The organism is Streptomyces luteolus (assembly GCF_029968015.1).
GTDB lineage: Bacteria > Actinomycetota > Actinomycetes > Streptomycetales > Streptomycetaceae > Streptomyces > Streptomyces luteolus.
In genome coordinates this window covers 20,686-34,689 of sequence record NZ_JASCIS010000065.1, presented here as the reverse complement: position 1 = coordinate 34,689, position 14,004 = coordinate 20,686, and the positions used below count along the sequence as shown (strand labels likewise).

Sequence of the window (14,004 nt, the reverse complement as noted above, 5' to 3'; positions counted from 1 at the left end):
GGGGCGGCGGCCGGAGCCGAACCCGCGGCACCGATGACGGCGAGCTTGGCGCCGACCTCGGCGGTCTCGTCCTCACCGACCACGATCTCAAGCAGGACACCGGCGGCGGGCGACGGGATCTCGGTGTCGACCTTGTCGGTCGAGACCTCGAGCAGCGGCTCGTCCTCCGCGACCTCCTCGCCGACCTCCTTCAGCCAGCGGGTGACGGTGCCCTCGGTGACGGACTCGCCCAGGGCGGGCAGCGTCACGTCGGTGCCCTCGGCACCACCCGCGGGGGCGGCGGGGGCCTCAGCGGCAGGCGCCGGGGCCGCGGGGGCCTCCTGCGCGGGGGCGGGCTCGGCGGCGGGAGCCTCGGCCTGGGCCGGGGCGGCCTCGGCGGCCGGGGCGCCGGAGCCGTCGTCGATGACGGCCAGCTCGGCGCCGACCTCCACGGTCTCGTCCTCGGCGACCTTGATGGACGCGAGGACACCGGCGGCGGGGGCCGGGATCTCGGTGTCGACCTTGTCGGTCGAGACCTCGAGCAGCGGCTCGTCGGCCTCGACGCGCTCGCCCTCGGCCTTCAGCCAACGGGTGACGGTGCCTTCGGACACGCTCTCGCCGAGCGCCGGCAGGGTTACGGAAACCGACATGGTTTCGGTTGCTCCTAACGAACTACGTACGGATAAGGGGGCGCGATCCCTGCGGGAGAGCGACTAGTCGTGGGCGTGCAGCGGCTTGCCGGCCAGCGCCAGGTGAGCCTCGCCGAGCGCCTCGTTCTGCGTCGGGTGCGCGTGCAGGAGCTGCGCGACCTCGGCGGGCAGCGCCTCCCAGTTGTAGATGAGCTGCGCCTCACCGACCTGCTCGCCCATGCGGTCACCGACCATGTGGACACCGACCACAGCGCCGTCCTTGACCTGGACGAGCTTGATCTCGCCCGAGGTCTTCAGGATCTTGCTCTTGCCGTTGCCCGCCAGGTTGTACTTCAGAGCGACGACCTTGTCCGCACCGTAGACCTCCTTGGCCTTCGCCTCGGAGAGCCCCACCGAGGCGACCTCGGGGTGGCAGTACGTCACCTTCGGCACGCCGTCGTAGTCGATCGGGACGGTCTTGAGACCGGCCAGACGCTCCGCCACCAGGATGCCCTCGGCGAAGCCGACGTGCGCGAGCTGGAGCGTCGGGACCAGGTCACCGACGGCCGAGATGGTCGGCACGTTGGTCTGCATGTACTCGTCGACCAGGACGTAGCCGCGGTCCATCGCGACGCCCTGCTCCTCGTAGCCCAGGCCCTGCGAGACCGGGCCGCGGCCGATGGCGACCAGGAGGACCTCGGCCTCGAAGGTCTTGCCGTCGGCCAGGGTCACGCGGACGCCGTCCTGCGTGTACTCGGCCTTCTCGAAGAAGGTGCCGAGGTTGAACTTGATGCCGCGCTTGCGGAACGCGCGCTCAAGAAGCTTGGAGCTGTTCTCGTCCTCGACGGGGACGAGGTGCTTGAGGCCCTCGATGATCGTGATCTCGGAGCCGAAGGACTTCCAGGCCGAGGCGAACTCGACGCCGATGACGCCGCCGCCGAGCACGATCGCGGACTTCGGGACCCGGTCCAGGTGCAGCGCGTGGTCCGAGGAGATGATGCGGTCGCCGTCGATCTCCAGGCCGGGCAGCGACTTCGGCACGGAACCGGTCGCGAGCAGGACGTGGCGGCCCTGGACGCGCTGGCCGTTCACGTCGACGGAGGTCGGGGAGGAGAGCTTGCCCTCGCCCTCGATGTACGTCACCTTGCGGGAGGCGATCAGCCCCTGCAGGCCCTTGTACAGGCCGGTGACGACCTCGTCCTTGTACTTCTGGACGGCGGGCATGTCGATGCCCTCGAAGGTGGCCTTCACGCCGAACTGCTCGGACTCGCGGGCCTGGTCGGCGATCTCGCCGGCGTGCAGCAGGGCCTTCGCGGGGATGCATCCGTTGTGCAGGCAGGTGCCGCCGGCCTTGTTCTTCTCGATCAGGGCGACGTCAAGGCCCAGCTGCGCTCCGCGCAGGGCCGCGGCGTAACCGCCGCTACCGCTGCCGAGGATCACTAGGTCGAAAACGGTGCTGGCGTCGTTCGCCACGTCACGTCCTCCATGCATGTGCGCCGTACGCCGGTCAGCGATGACCGCGCGGCGGCTGGTGTTCGGCCGCTTGTTCCTTCGGCCCTGTGGTGGGGGCCCTGTCCTGCCGAGAACCCATCTTCGCACTTGTCGACGGGTGACGGGACGCCGGGCCGCTGACTGAGACGGGCGCCTCAGCGAATTCTTCGGTTGGGCGCTGCCAAACTGAGCCCGTCTGGGGGCACCTCCCAGCGGTAGCTGGGGGAAATTGAGGACGAGGCCGCAGGCCGACAGCGGGGGTCTGCGGGGGTCTGGGGGCGCAGCCCCCAGCCACGTTCACCGCGGCCGGGGGTGCTCATGTCGCTCCGTGAGTCAGCCCAGGTCGCCGGAGGCGGTCCGCTCGGCGAGGCGGACCAGCGTGCGCACCGCCGAACCCGTACCGCCCTTGGGCGTGTATCCGTACGGCGCGGACTCGTTGTAGGCCGGGCCCGCGATGTCCAGGTGGGCCCAGCTGATGCCCTCGCCCACGAACTCCCGCAGGAACAGGCCGGCCACGAGGCCGCCGCCCATCCGCTCGCCCATGTTGGCGATGTCGGCGGTCGGGGACTCCATGCCCTTCTGCAGGTGCTGCGGCAGCGGCATCGGCCAGGACGCCTCGCCGACCTCCTCGGCGATCTCGTGGATCGACGTACGGAAAGCGTCGTCGTTGGCCATGATCCCGAAGGTGCGGTTGCCGAGGGCCATCATCATCGCGCCGGTCAGCGTGGCCACGTCGACGATCGCGTCGGGCTTCGACTCGCAGGCCTTCCACAGCGCGTCGGCCAGGACGAGCCGGCCCTCGGCGTCGGTGTTGAGGACCTCGACGGTCTTGCCGCTGTACATCCGCAGCACGTCGCCGGGGCGGGTGGCGGAGCCGGACGGCATGTTCTCGGCGAGGGCCAGCCAGCCGGTGACGTTGACCTCCAGGCCGAGGCGGGCGGCGGAGACGACGGCGGCGAACACGGCGGCGGCACCGCTCATGTCGCACTTCATCGTCTCGTTGTGCCCGGCCGGCTTCAGCGAGATGCCGCCGGAGTCGTACGTGATGCCCTTGCCGACGAAGGCAAGGGACTTCTTCGCCTTCGGGTGCGTGTACGCGAGCTTCACCAGACGCGGCGGGGCGTCCGAGCCGGCGCCGACGCCGAGGATGCCGCCGTACCCGCCCTTGGCGAGCGCCTTCTCGTCGAGCACCTGCACCTTGATGCCGTGCTCCTTGGCCGCGGCCGAGGCGACGGCGGCGAAGGCCTCCGGGGTGAGGTCGTTCGGCGGGGTGTTGATCAGGTCGCGGGAGCGGTTGACCTCCTCGGCGACCGCGACCGCGCGCTCCAGGGCGGCCTTGACGGCCTTGTCGCGCGGCTTGTCCACGGCGATGACGGCCTCGCCGAGCGGGCCCTTGCCGTTCTTGCCGTTCTTGGCGTCCTCGCCGTTCTCCTTGTACGCGTCGAAGACGTACCCGCCGAGCGCGGCGCCCTCGGCGATCGCGGAGACGGCCTCGTCGGTCTCGGCGGGCAGGGCGAACACGGCCTTCTTCGTGCCGGCCAGGGCGCGGGCGGCGACGCCGGCGGCGCGGCGCAGCGCGTCCTCGTCGTACGCCCCGTCCTTCTCCGGGAGTCCGCCGAGCCCGACCGCGAGCACGACCGGGGCCTTCAGCCCGTCTGCTGCGGGCAGCTTCGTGGTCTCACCCTCGCCGCCCGAAGCTCCGAGCGTCTCGAGAACAGCGGCGAGCCTGCCGCCGAACGCCTCGTCCACGACGGCGGCGCCCGGTGCGACGACCGGTCCCTTCGCGCCCTTCGCGACACCGACGACGATCACGTCGGCGCGCTGCCCGGCAGCGGCGGCGGGCTTCAGAGTCAGAGCAGTCACGGTGGTGAATTCTCGCTTCCGTTGAGTTGTGGCCGATGGGATCGGGTCGACCGGGCCCAGCCGCATCGTAGGCCGTGCCTGAGGAGCGCCCCGGAGTGAGCCTACGCTCGCCGCTCCCGCCGCCGCCGGGGAGTGGGCCGCTCGACCTGCGGATAACCTGCCGCGGTGAACTCAGTGGGCGGCGGCGGCAGCGACAAGGGCATACGGGACGGCCTGGAGCACGGACTCCGGTTCGCCTTCGGCACATTGACGGTCCTGCCGGTGCGGCTGACCCGCTGGGACCGGGGCGCCGCCCGCGCGGGGATGCTCTGCGCGCCGCTCGCCGGGCTCGTCGTCGGCCTCTGCGCCGCCGCCCTCGGTTCGGCGCTGCTGCTGCTCGGTACGGGACCGCTGCTCGCCGCCGTCGTCACGGTCACGGTGCCCGCGGCGCTCACCCGGGGCCTGCATCTCGACGGCCTCGCCGACACCGCCGACGGCCTCGGCGGCAACAAGCCCGCCGAGGCCGCGCTCGCCATCATGAAGCGGTCCGACATCGGCCCGTTCGGTGTGGTCACGCTGCTCTTCGCGCTGCTCGCCCAGGTGGCGGCCCTCTCCCGTGCGTACGAGTCGGGGTGGGCCGAGGGCGCGGTCGCGGCTGTCGTCTCCGCGGTGGCCGCCCGCGTCGCGCTCACCCTCGCCTCGCGCACCGGGGTCCCGGCCGCCCGCCCCGAAGGGCTCGGCGCCGCCGTCGCGGGCACGGTCACGGTCCGCTCCGCCCTGCTCGTCCTCGCCGCCGTGACGGCGCTCGCGGCGGGGTGCGGTGCGTTGTGGGGTGAGGCCACCATCGGCGCCGCGGTGCGCTGCGGGGGTGCGGTGCTTGTGGCGGTGGGGGCGGCGGAGTTGCTGCTGCGGCGCTGCGTACGCAGGTTCGGCGGCGTGACCGGTGATGTCTTCGGCGCCCTCGCGGAGACGGCGGCGACGGCGGCGCTGGTGGTGCTGGTCCTCGGGAGTCAGTGACCGGGCCCGCTCGCCCGCACCGCGTTAAATTGCGCAGAACGGGCAATTCGGGAGCGGTGGATGAGTGACTGGTGGTACCGGAACATCGTCGAGCCGGGGAAGCTGCCGCTGCTGCTCGCGCTGCTCTCGTTCGTGTTCGCGTTCCTGGTCACCCGGATCATCACGCGCATGATCCGGGCCGGCCGCGGCCCCTTCCGCAACGTCAAGACCGGTGATCTGCACATCCACCACGTGGTCCCGGGCATCGTCCTGACCGTCATCGGCGGCTTCGGCGCGGTCGCGGCCGGGCGGCACAACTTCGCCTCGCTGGTCTCCGCGGTGCTCTTCGGCCTCGGCGCGGGTCTGGTTCTCGACGAGTTCGCGCTGGTCCTGCATCTGGACGACGTGTACTGGAGCGAGGCCGGCCGCCAGAGCGTGGAGGTCGTCGTGCTCACCGCTGCCCTCGTAGCCCTCGTCCTCGGCGGGTTCCTGCCCTTCGGGGTGAACGAACTGACGCCCGAGGAGCGGCACAACCGGGGGCTCGTCGTGATGAACACCGCCCTGAACTTCTTCTTCGCCCTGGTCGCCCTCGGCAAGGGCAAGCCGCGCGTCGCGCTGATCGGCACGGTCGTACCGTTCGTCGCGCTCTTCGGGGCGGTCCGGCTCGCGCGGCCCACCTCGCCCTGGGCGAAGCTCTTCTACCGCAACCGGCCCCGCGCCCGCGCCCGCGCGGGCCTGCGCGCCTTCCGCCACGACCGCCGCTGGACCGGGCCGCGGCGCAGGTTTCAGGACCTCATCGGCGGCCGCCCCGACCCGGACCCCGGGTCGGGACCGTCCGACGGCGGCCCGGACTCCCTGCCCGGCGGTACGGGGGAACGCCCCCCGCCCGAGGACGGCTGACGCAGTTCCGCCACCCCGCACACGACGATCACGAGCACGATCGCGGCCAGGTGTTCCCGCCCCGCCAGGTTGTCCTTCACCGCCACCTCGACCACCATCAGCGCCACCACCAGACCCGCCGTGAACCAGGCCCGGTAGCGCCAGGACACGTACACCGCGAGCCCCACCACCGCCGCCGACGGGCCGGTGTCCACCACCTGCGCGTCGGACGCCGGGAGGCCGAGCGGGTGGCCGGGGCCGAGGGCGACGCCCACGCGCGCGTAGAGCGTTCCGGCCAGCGTGGCCGCGTACCCGACGACGAGCGTGCGCACGCGGCCGACGCAGATCTCCGCGATGCCGAACACCAGCAGGACCTGCGCGAGCGCACCCCACACCGGCAGGTCGAGCGCGGGCACGAACAGCGACAGGGGAGTGCGGAGCAGGGCGAGCCAGAGCGGATCCTCGGCCCGTACGGCACCGATGTTCTGGACGAATTGGTAGCCCCAGTCCTGGTTCTGGACGTACTGCAGGAGCGAGGTCAGGCAGACCGCGCCGAGTGCCAGGGGGACCGCCCGCCACTTCCGCTCGGCGAGCGCGGTCCGCACGGCGGTGAGGAGGGCTCCCCACTCCGCCCTGGCGAGCTCGGCCGGTCTGCTCATCGTCGTGACTCCAGGTGTCTGCGTCTCATCGTGGGGACGGGAGCCGTCCGCGCCGCAGCCGCTCGGGCAGGCCGGGAGCTTCCAGGAAGCCCTCGGCGCGGGCGGCGGCGAGCGAGATGCGCGGCAGGTCGCCGCTCCTCTCGAAGAGCACGAACCGCGGTTCCCAGTCGGGCCGGTACTTGGCGTTGGCGCGGTACAGCGACTCGATCTGCCACCAGCGGGAGCAGAAGCCGAGCAGCGAGCGCCACAGCCGGAGCACCGGGCCCGCGCCGAGACGCGAGCCGCGTTCGAAGACCGACCGGAACATCGCGAAGTTCAGTGAGACGCGAGTGATCCCGATCTCCCCGGCGCGCCGCAGGAGTTCGATGACCATGAACTCCATCAGGCCGTTCCCGGTGTCCCGGTCCCGCCGCATCAGGTCGAGCGAGAGCCCCTTCGGGCCCCATGGGACGAAGGACAGGAGCGCCCTCAACTCGCCCTGTTCATCGGTGCATTCGAGCATCACGCAGTCCCCGTCGGCCGGGTCGCCGAGCCGCCCGAGCGCCATCGAGAAGCCGCGCTCGGTCGCACCGTCCCGCCAGTCGTCGGCGCGCCGCAGGAGCCGGTCGAGCTCGGGCGCGGGGATGTCCCGGTGGCGGCGTACGCGCACCTCGTACCCGGAGCGCCGGACCCGGTTGTGGGCCTGTCGTACGGTGCGCATCGCGCGGCCGGAGAGGGTGAAGTCGGCGGTCGTGACGATCGCCTCGTCGCCCAGCTCCAGGGCGTCCAGGCCGTGCCGGGCGTAGATCGTGCCCGCCTCCTCGCTCGCGCCCATCACGGCCGGGGTCCAGCCGTGCGCGCGGGCCTCGGCGAGCCACGGTTCGATGGCGCCGGGCCAGGCCTCGGGGTCGCCGATCGGGTCGCCGGAGGCCAGGGAGACGCCGCCGACGACGCGGTAGACGACGGCGGCCTTGCCGGTCGGCGACCACTTCGCGCTCTTCTCCCGGCGCAGCGCGAAGTAGCCGAGCGAGTCGCGTTCCCCGTGCCGGTCGAGCAGTACGCGCAGCCGGGCCTCGTCGGACGGGGTGAGCGGGTCGACGGCGCGGCGGGAGCGGAACGCGGCGTACAGGACGGCGAGAAGGAGCAGGAAGCTGATCCCGTTCACGGCGACGTCGACCCAGCCCGGGGTGGCCACGACGGGCAGGCGCGCGTCGGCGGCGGCGAGCGAGACCAGCCGGAGCGCGCCGTACCGCCAGCGGTCCGCGAAGGTCGAACTCGCCGCGTCCGGCGCCCGGTTGGTGAGCGTGACCAGGAGCGCGGCGAGCAGCGAGCAGACCAGGAGGCCGCCGGTGGCGACGGCGGCGGCGAGCCTCGGGTTGGCCGGGTCGCCCTTCGCGTAGAACGCGCGCCGCCCGGTCAGCAGGGCCGCGACGAAGCCGGCGGTCAGGGCGAGGGAGATCCAGTTCTGGGCGTGCGCGCGGATCTCGGGGGACAGCATCGCGAAGCCGAAGAGCAGCAGGAAGGGCACGCTGAGCACGAGGTTGAGGATCCACGCGGCCCGCTTGCGGCGGCGCATCGTGACGGCGAGGAAGAACGCCACGAGCGCCGAGCCGAACCCCGCGGTCAGCAGATACGGGGTGAACAGATCCGCGGTGTTGTGCCGCCGCAGATCCTGGCCGAGGGAGACCCAGACGGCGCTGAGCAGGTTGAGGAAGGTGACGCCCCGCAGGTACCAGACGGTGAACTCGGCGGCGCGTACGGCTGCGCTGCCGGTTCCGGTGCGGGGCCCTTCCGTGCGCGGTGTGCGATCCGGAGGGGTCTGTTCTACGGGTGCTTCGAGCGCCTCTGCCGTTCCCATGAACGGTGATCATATGGGGGTGGAGCGGGCGGATTCGGGCGACGCGAGGCGTGGTTCCGGGCGAGCGTGCGGGGCGGGGAGGACCCGGCGGCTCCTCCCGTACGGAGGCCGCCGGGGGCGCATCCGGCCTACGCGCGGGACTCGGACTCCGTATCGTCCAACTTCGGCTCCGCACCGGCCTGTTCGGCCTCGACGCCGGGATCGGCCTCGGGTTCGGGATCGGCCCCAGCCTCGGCCTCGGGCCCGTGCTCGGGCCCGTGCTCGGGCCCGTCCTCCGGCTCCGGCTTGAGCTCCGGCAGCTCCGCCGCGAGCGCCGCGGCCGCCTGGACCAGCGGCAGGGCCAGCATCGCGCCCGTGCCCTCGCCCGCCGTCACGCCCTGGTCGAGCAGCGGGTCGACGGCGAGGCGGTCGAGGGCCTTCGCCTGGGCGGGCTCACCGCTGCGGTGCCCCGCGAGCCACCAGTCGGGCGCCCGGAACGCGACCCGCTGGGCGACGAGCGCACAGGCCGCGGAGACGACCCCGTCGAGGATCACCGGCGTACGGCGTACCGCGCTCTGCAGCAGGAACCCCGTGATCGCCGCGAGGTCGGCGCCGCCGACGGTGCGCAGCAGCTCCAGCTGGTCGCCGAGGACCGGCCGGGCCCGGCGCAGCGCGTCGCGGACGGCGGCGCACTTGCGCATCCAGGCCAGGTCGTCGATGGGCCTGCCGCCGCGCCCGGTGACCACCGAGGCGTCCGTGCCGCACAGCGCCGCGACGAGGGTGGCCGCCGCCGTCGTACCGCCCACGCTGAGGTCGCCCAGGACCACCAGGTCCGTTCCCGAGTCGGCCTCCTCGTCGGCGATCGCCATCCCCGCGCGAAACGCCCGCTCGGCCTCCGCGGCGGTGAGCGCGTCCTCGACGTCGATCCGGCCGCTGCCGCGCCGCACCCGGTGCCGTACGACCTCGGCGGGCAGCTCCTCCGGGTCGCAGTCAAGGGCGACGTCCACGACGCGGACCGGTACGCCGCTGCGGCGGGCGAGCACCGCGACCGGGCTCTCGCCGTCGAGTACGGCGCGCACCAGGCGGTGGGTGCCGCCCGCGGGGCGCGCGGAGACGCCGAGCCCGGCCACGCCGTGGTCGCCCGCGAACAGCACCGCGCGCGGCCGTTCGATCGCCTTCACCGGCACCGTCGACTGCGCGGCCGCCAGCCACTCGCCCAGCTCGTCGAGCCGCCCGAGCGCGCCGGGCGGCACGGCGAGCCGCTCCCTGCGCTCTTCGGCGTCGCGGCGCACCCCGCCGTCGGGGCGCTCGATCAGATCGGAGAAGTCATCGAGATTCAGCGAGCTCATTCGCCGAACAGTACCGGGATCCCTTCGAACACGAGGAGCACCGGGGGGGGGGGGGGGGGGGGGGGGGGGGGGGGGGGGGGCGGGGGCCGGGGGGGGGGGGGGGGGGGGGGTGGGGGGGGTTGGGGGGGGGGTGGGGGGGGGTGGTGGGGGGCGGGTAGCCCCCAGCCCCACGCCTCGGGGCGGTCGTTCGGCTGCGGCGCCGTCGTGGCTGGTCGCGCAGTTCCCCGCGCCCCTTCGGGGCGCTCTTCAGCGCCCCTCCTCGCCCGCCGCAGGCCCCACCTCCCCGAACCGGGCAAGCCCCAGCGCCCCCGCCACCGCGACAGCGAAACCGAGGACCGCGAGCCAGGCGAGGCCCTCCCGCGTGCGGTCGCCGAGCCAGACCACGCCGACCACCGCCGGGCCGACCGTCTCGCCGAGGACCAGGCCCGCCGTCGCCGTGGTCACCGAGCCGCGCTGCAGGGCCGAGGTGAGCAGCAGGAACGCGGCGCCGCCACCGAGCAGCAGGGCGTACGCCGCCGGGTCGGTGAGCAGCGCTTTCGGCGACAGCGAGTCGATCAGCCGGACCGCGACCTCCACCACCCCGAACCCGCACCCCGACCCGAGCCCGAGCACCAGCGCCCGCGGCCGGTCCGGCAGCCGTCCCCCGACCACGCCGACCAGGAGCACGGCGACCGCGGCGCCGAGCATCGCGTACGAGAGAGTCGTCGAGCCCGGGCGCTCGCCCTCCGGGCCCGAGGCCAGGCCCAGCATGGCGAGCCCCGCGACCACCACCCCGACCGCGCCCCACTCCGCCCCGCTCAGCCGCACCCGGAGGAGCCGCGCCGCGACCACGGCCGTCACCGCGAGGCTCGCGGCGAGGGCGGCTCCGACCGCGTAGATGGGGATCGAGCGGAGGGCGACGATCTGCAGCACGAAGCCGCATCCGTCCAGGGCGAGACCGGCGAGATAGCGCCACTGGCGGAGGGAGCGGAGGAGCAGCCCGGGGTCGACCCCGGAGCCCGTGCCGGGGGCGACCGAGCGGGCCGCGACGGCCTGGAGGACGGAGGCCGTACCGAAGCAGACCGCGGAACCGAGCGCGCAAACCATCCCAATCAGCACGAAGTTAGAGTAGCCCGCGCGGGTGACGGAGCATCAGCTTGCGGGGGCGCGGGGGCTGTTCTCTACGCTGACCCGAGTCGAACACCACATACGGACAACGGGGGAGTGGCCGGATCATGACGATCGGGACGAACGCCGAAACAGCGACTGAAACAGTGCCCGAAGTGACGGAAACAGTGCCCGAAGTGACGGAAACAGTGCCCGAAGCGACGGGAACAGTGCCCGGAGCGACGGGAACAGTGCCCGAAGCGACGGGAACCGTGCCCGAGACGGGCAAGCGCCGCATGGGTGCCGGACCGCGCAAGCTGCGTTCCAGCACGGTGGTACTCGGCGGCATGGGCCTCCTCGCCGTCACCCTCAGCGCCTGCGGCTCCGAGCCCGACAAGCGCTGCGTCGACCCCATGAGCCGCAAGCAGCTGCCGAGTTACGAGTGCAAGGGCGGCAGCGGCGGCAGCGGTGGCGGGAGCGGCGGCAGCGGCTCGTACTACTACGGCGGCAGCTCCAAGAACGGCAAGGTCGAGGGCGGCAGCTTCGACAAGTCGTCCGTGTCCCGCGGCGGCTTCGGCTGCTCCTCCTCCAGCGGCGGCTGAGCCGTGGAGCGCCGCACGACCGAACCCCGCGAGGGCTGGCAGCAGACGGTGGAGGAGCAGGGCTGCGTCTACCCCCTGACCCGCTACCCGGACGATTCCCTCCGCCCGTACTGGGACGAGAGCGCGTACTACGTCTTCTCGCTGCCGGAGGTCGAGGCCCTGGAGGAGGTCGTCGAGGAGCTGCACGCCATGTGCCTGGCCGCGGCCGCGCACATCGTCGAGCGGGACCGCTTCGCCGACCTCGGCATCACCGACCCGCGCCTCGCCTCGCTGATCACCGAGGCCTGGCGGCGCAAGCCCGAACTCCCGTCCGTGTACGGGCGGTTCGACCTGCGGTACGACGGCACGGGCCCGGCCAAGATGCTGGAGTACAACGCGGACACGCCCACTTCCCTTGTGGAGGCGGCGAGCCCGCAGTGGTTCTGGATGGAGGAGCGCTTTCCCGGCGCCGACCAGTGGAACTCGCTGCACGAGCGCCTGGTCGACGCCTGGAAGAAGCAGGCCGCGCTGCTCCCGCCGGGCAGCCCGCTGTACTTCGCCCACTCCAACGGCGACGAGCTCGGCGAGGACCTGATGACGGTCGCGTACCTGCGCGAGACCGCACAGCAGGCCGGGATCGACACCGAGGCGATCGCGATGGAGGACATCGGCTGGGACCGGATCTCCGGCCGGTTCGTGGACGAGAAGCTCCGCTTCATCCGCAGCTGCTTCAAGCTCTACCCGTGGGAGTGGCTGGCCACCGACCCCTTCGGCCCGCAGGTCCTGGACACCCTGGACAATGGCGGCGGCACCGGCTCCACCCTGTGGATCGAGCCGGCCTGGAAGATGCTGCTCTCCAACAAGGCGCTGCTCGCGATCCTCTGGGAGCTCTACCCCGGCCACCCGAACCTGCTGCCCGCCTACCTGGACGGCCCTCGCGAACTCGCCGCGGACGGCGGGTACGTGGCGAAGCCGCTGCTCGGCCGCGAGGGCGCGGGCGTCACCGTGCACGAGGCGGGCGCGGAGCCGGTGCCGCGCGACGAGCCGTGCTGCTACCAGGAGTTGGCCCCGCTGCCCGACTTCGACGGCAACCGTGTGGTGCTCGGCGCGTGGGTCGTCGAGGACGAGGCGGCGGGGCTCGGCATCCGGGAGTCGTCGGGTCTGATCACGGACGAGTACGCGCGGTTCCTTCCGCACGTGATCCTTTAGCCGTTGCGGGCGGGCTCACTCGGTCACTTGGTCACTCGGTCACTTGGTCACTTGGTGAGTACCGCCCGCAGCTGGTCGAGCCCCCAGTCCAGGTCCTCCTTGGAGATCACCAGCGGCGGCGCGATCCGGATGGTGGACCCGTGGGTGTCCTTCACCAGGACACCCCGGTCCATCAGCTTCTCCGAGATCTCCCGGCCCGTGCCGAACGACGGGTCGATGTCGACGCCCGCCCACAGCCCGCGCCCGCGCACCTCCCGCACCGCGCCGCCGCCGGCGAGCAGCTTCAGCTCGCGGTGCAGATGGTCGCCAAGGTCGGCGGCCCGCTCCTGGAACTCGCCGGTGCGCAGCATCGCGATCACCTCCAGGGCGACCGCGCAGGCGAGCGGGTTCCCGCCGAACGTCGAGCCGTGCTCACCCGGCTTGTACACCCCGAGCACATCCGCCGAGGAGACCACCGCGGACACCGGGACGACCCCGCCGCCGAGCGCCTTGCCGAGCACGTACATGTCCGGCACTACACCCTCGTGCTCCAACGCGAAGGTCTTGCCCGTACGGCCGAGGCCCGACTGGATCTCGTCGGCGATGAACAGCACGTTCCGCTCGCGGGTCAGCTCGCGCACGCCCGCCATGTACCCGGCCGGCGGTACGAGGACGCCCGCCTCGCCCTGGATCGGTTCGAGCAGCACGGCGACCGTGTTGTCGGTGATGGCTTCCCGCAGCGCCTCCAGATCGCCGTACGGCACGATCTCGAAGCCCGGCGTGTACGGGCCGAAGTCGGCGCGGGCCTCCTGGTCCGTGGAGAAGCTGATGACCGTCGTCGTACGGCCGTGGAAGTTGTCGGCCGCGACCACGATCTTCGCCGTGCCGTCCAGGAGGCCCTTGGTCTGGTAGCCCCACTTCCGGGCGGTCTTCACGGCGGTCTCGACGGCCTCGGCGCCGGTGTTCATCGGCAGCACCATGTCCATGCCGCAGAGCTCGGCGAGCTGTGTGCAGAAGTCCGCGAAGCGGTCGTGGTGGAAGGCCCGCGAGGTCAGCGTGACCCGCTCCAGCTGGGCCCGGGCCGCGTCGAGCAGACGCCGGTTGCCGTGCCCGAAGTTCAGCGCCGAGTACCCGGCGAGCATGTCGAGGTAGCGGCGCCCCTCGACATCGGTCATCCAGGCGCCCTCGGCTGTGGCGACGACCAGGGGCAGCGGGTGGTAGTTGTGCGCGCTGTGGGCGTCGGCCGAGGCGATGGCCTGTTCCGTACGGGACACGGGATCTCCGTTCGTCGTGAAGCTAGGGACCCACGGGGGGCGGGATGTCGCCCCCCATGCCTATCGTCATGCCTATCGTCGCTCGCATGACGGACGAGGAAACCTCGCCCGCCATGCACGCCGGTAAGGTGAGCAGCGGGTCGTGACTGGCGCGCTGAGATGGGATCAACCATCGGGGAGCGGCCCGTGAACTGTGTGCCGTGCGCCTGGGCCGTACCGAGAACGTCGTACGAGA

General features: G+C 72.6%; 12 protein-coding genes and 1 riboswitch. Of the genes, 4 read left to right on the top strand and 8 right to left on the bottom strand.

Going from position 1 to position 14,004, the window contains the following annotated elements; genetic code table 11:
* The 3 genes from QIT00_RS36035 to QIT00_RS36025 form a co-directional block, all read right to left on the bottom strand.
* Positions 1 to 629: biotin/lipoyl-containing protein (locus QIT00_RS36035; RefSeq protein ID WP_349017238.1), on the bottom strand; the 629-nt coding region annotated here is incomplete at its 3' end.
* A 63-nt stretch (positions 630 to 692) separates the two neighbouring features.
* A complete protein-coding gene (lpdA, locus tag QIT00_RS36030; RefSeq protein WP_282539717.1) occupies positions 693 to 2,081 on the bottom strand; it encodes a dihydrolipoyl dehydrogenase in 1,389 nt (462 codons plus the stop codon).
* 351 nt (positions 2,082 to 2,432) lie between these two features.
* Positions 2,433 to 3,962 carry a leucyl aminopeptidase gene (locus tag QIT00_RS36025; protein WP_282539716.1) on the bottom strand — a complete coding sequence of 510 codons (1,530 nt, stop codon included), beginning with the start codon at positions 3,960 to 3,962 and terminating at the stop codon, positions 2,433 to 2,435.
* 174 nt (positions 3,963 to 4,136) lie between these two features.
* Here QIT00_RS36025 and QIT00_RS36020 point away from each other — a divergent pair, with 174 nt between their 5' ends.
* Positions 4,137 to 4,958 (top strand): adenosylcobinamide-GDP ribazoletransferase, encoded by an 822-nt coding sequence (locus QIT00_RS36020; RefSeq protein WP_282539722.1) that lies wholly within the window; start codon positions 4,137 to 4,139, stop codon positions 4,956 to 4,958.
* 60 nt (positions 4,959 to 5,018) lie between these two features.
* Positions 5,019 to 5,837 carry a hypothetical protein gene (locus QIT00_RS36015; protein ID WP_282539715.1) on the top strand — a complete coding sequence of 273 codons (819 nt, stop codon included), beginning with the start codon at positions 5,019 to 5,021 and terminating at the stop codon, positions 5,835 to 5,837.
* On the opposite strand, the gene QIT00_RS36010 is transcribed toward QIT00_RS36015, so the two are convergent.
* The 4 genes from QIT00_RS36010 to QIT00_RS35995 form a co-directional block, all read right to left on the bottom strand.
* Positions 5,723 to 6,475, bottom strand: a complete 753-nt coding sequence (locus QIT00_RS36010) for a hypothetical protein (protein WP_282539714.1) — start codon at positions 6,473 to 6,475, stop codon at positions 5,723 to 5,725. The genes QIT00_RS36015 and QIT00_RS36010 overlap by 115 nt on opposite strands.
* Before the next feature lie 25 nt (positions 6,476 to 6,500).
* Positions 6,501 to 8,312 carry a phosphatidylglycerol lysyltransferase domain-containing protein gene (locus QIT00_RS36005; RefSeq protein WP_282539713.1) on the bottom strand — a complete coding sequence of 604 codons (1,812 nt, stop codon included), beginning with the start codon at positions 8,310 to 8,312 and terminating at the stop codon, positions 6,501 to 6,503.
* A gap of 128 nt (positions 8,313 to 8,440) precedes the next feature.
* Positions 8,441 to 9,640, bottom strand: coding sequence for a nicotinate-nucleotide--dimethylbenzimidazole phosphoribosyltransferase (gene cobT / locus QIT00_RS36000; protein ID WP_282539712.1), 1,200 nt, complete (start codon positions 9,638 to 9,640; stop codon positions 8,441 to 8,443).
* 246 nt (positions 9,641 to 9,886) lie between these two features.
* On the bottom strand, positions 9,887 to 10,726 hold the full coding sequence (locus tag QIT00_RS35995) for a DMT family transporter (RefSeq protein WP_282539721.1): 840 nt from the start codon (positions 10,724 to 10,726) through the stop codon (positions 9,887 to 9,889).
* A gap of 296 nt (positions 10,727 to 11,022) precedes the next feature.
* Here QIT00_RS35995 and QIT00_RS35990 point away from each other — a divergent pair, with 296 nt between their 5' ends.
* Both QIT00_RS35990 and QIT00_RS35985 read left to right on the top strand, forming a co-directional pair.
* Entirely contained in the window at positions 11,023 to 11,328 is a 306-nt protein-coding gene (locus QIT00_RS35990; RefSeq protein WP_282539720.1) for a hypothetical protein, read from the top strand.
* Positions 11,329 to 11,331: 3 nt separating this feature from the next.
* Positions 11,332 to 12,516 carry a glutathionylspermidine synthase family protein gene (locus QIT00_RS35985; protein WP_282539711.1) on the top strand — a complete coding sequence of 395 codons (1,185 nt, stop codon included), beginning with the start codon at positions 11,332 to 11,334 and terminating at the stop codon, positions 12,514 to 12,516.
* 47 nt (positions 12,517 to 12,563) lie between these two features.
* On the opposite strand, the gene rocD is transcribed toward QIT00_RS35985, so the two are convergent.
* Complete coding sequence (gene rocD / locus QIT00_RS35980) at positions 12,564 to 13,769, bottom strand: ornithine--oxo-acid transaminase (protein ID WP_282539710.1); 1,206 nt, start codon at positions 13,767 to 13,769, stop codon at positions 12,564 to 12,566.
* 132 nt (positions 13,770 to 13,901) lie between these two features.
* A riboswitch (ZMP/ZTP riboswitch) is annotated at positions 13,902 to 13,988 on the top strand.
* Positions 13,989 to 14,004: the final 16 nt, after the last annotated feature.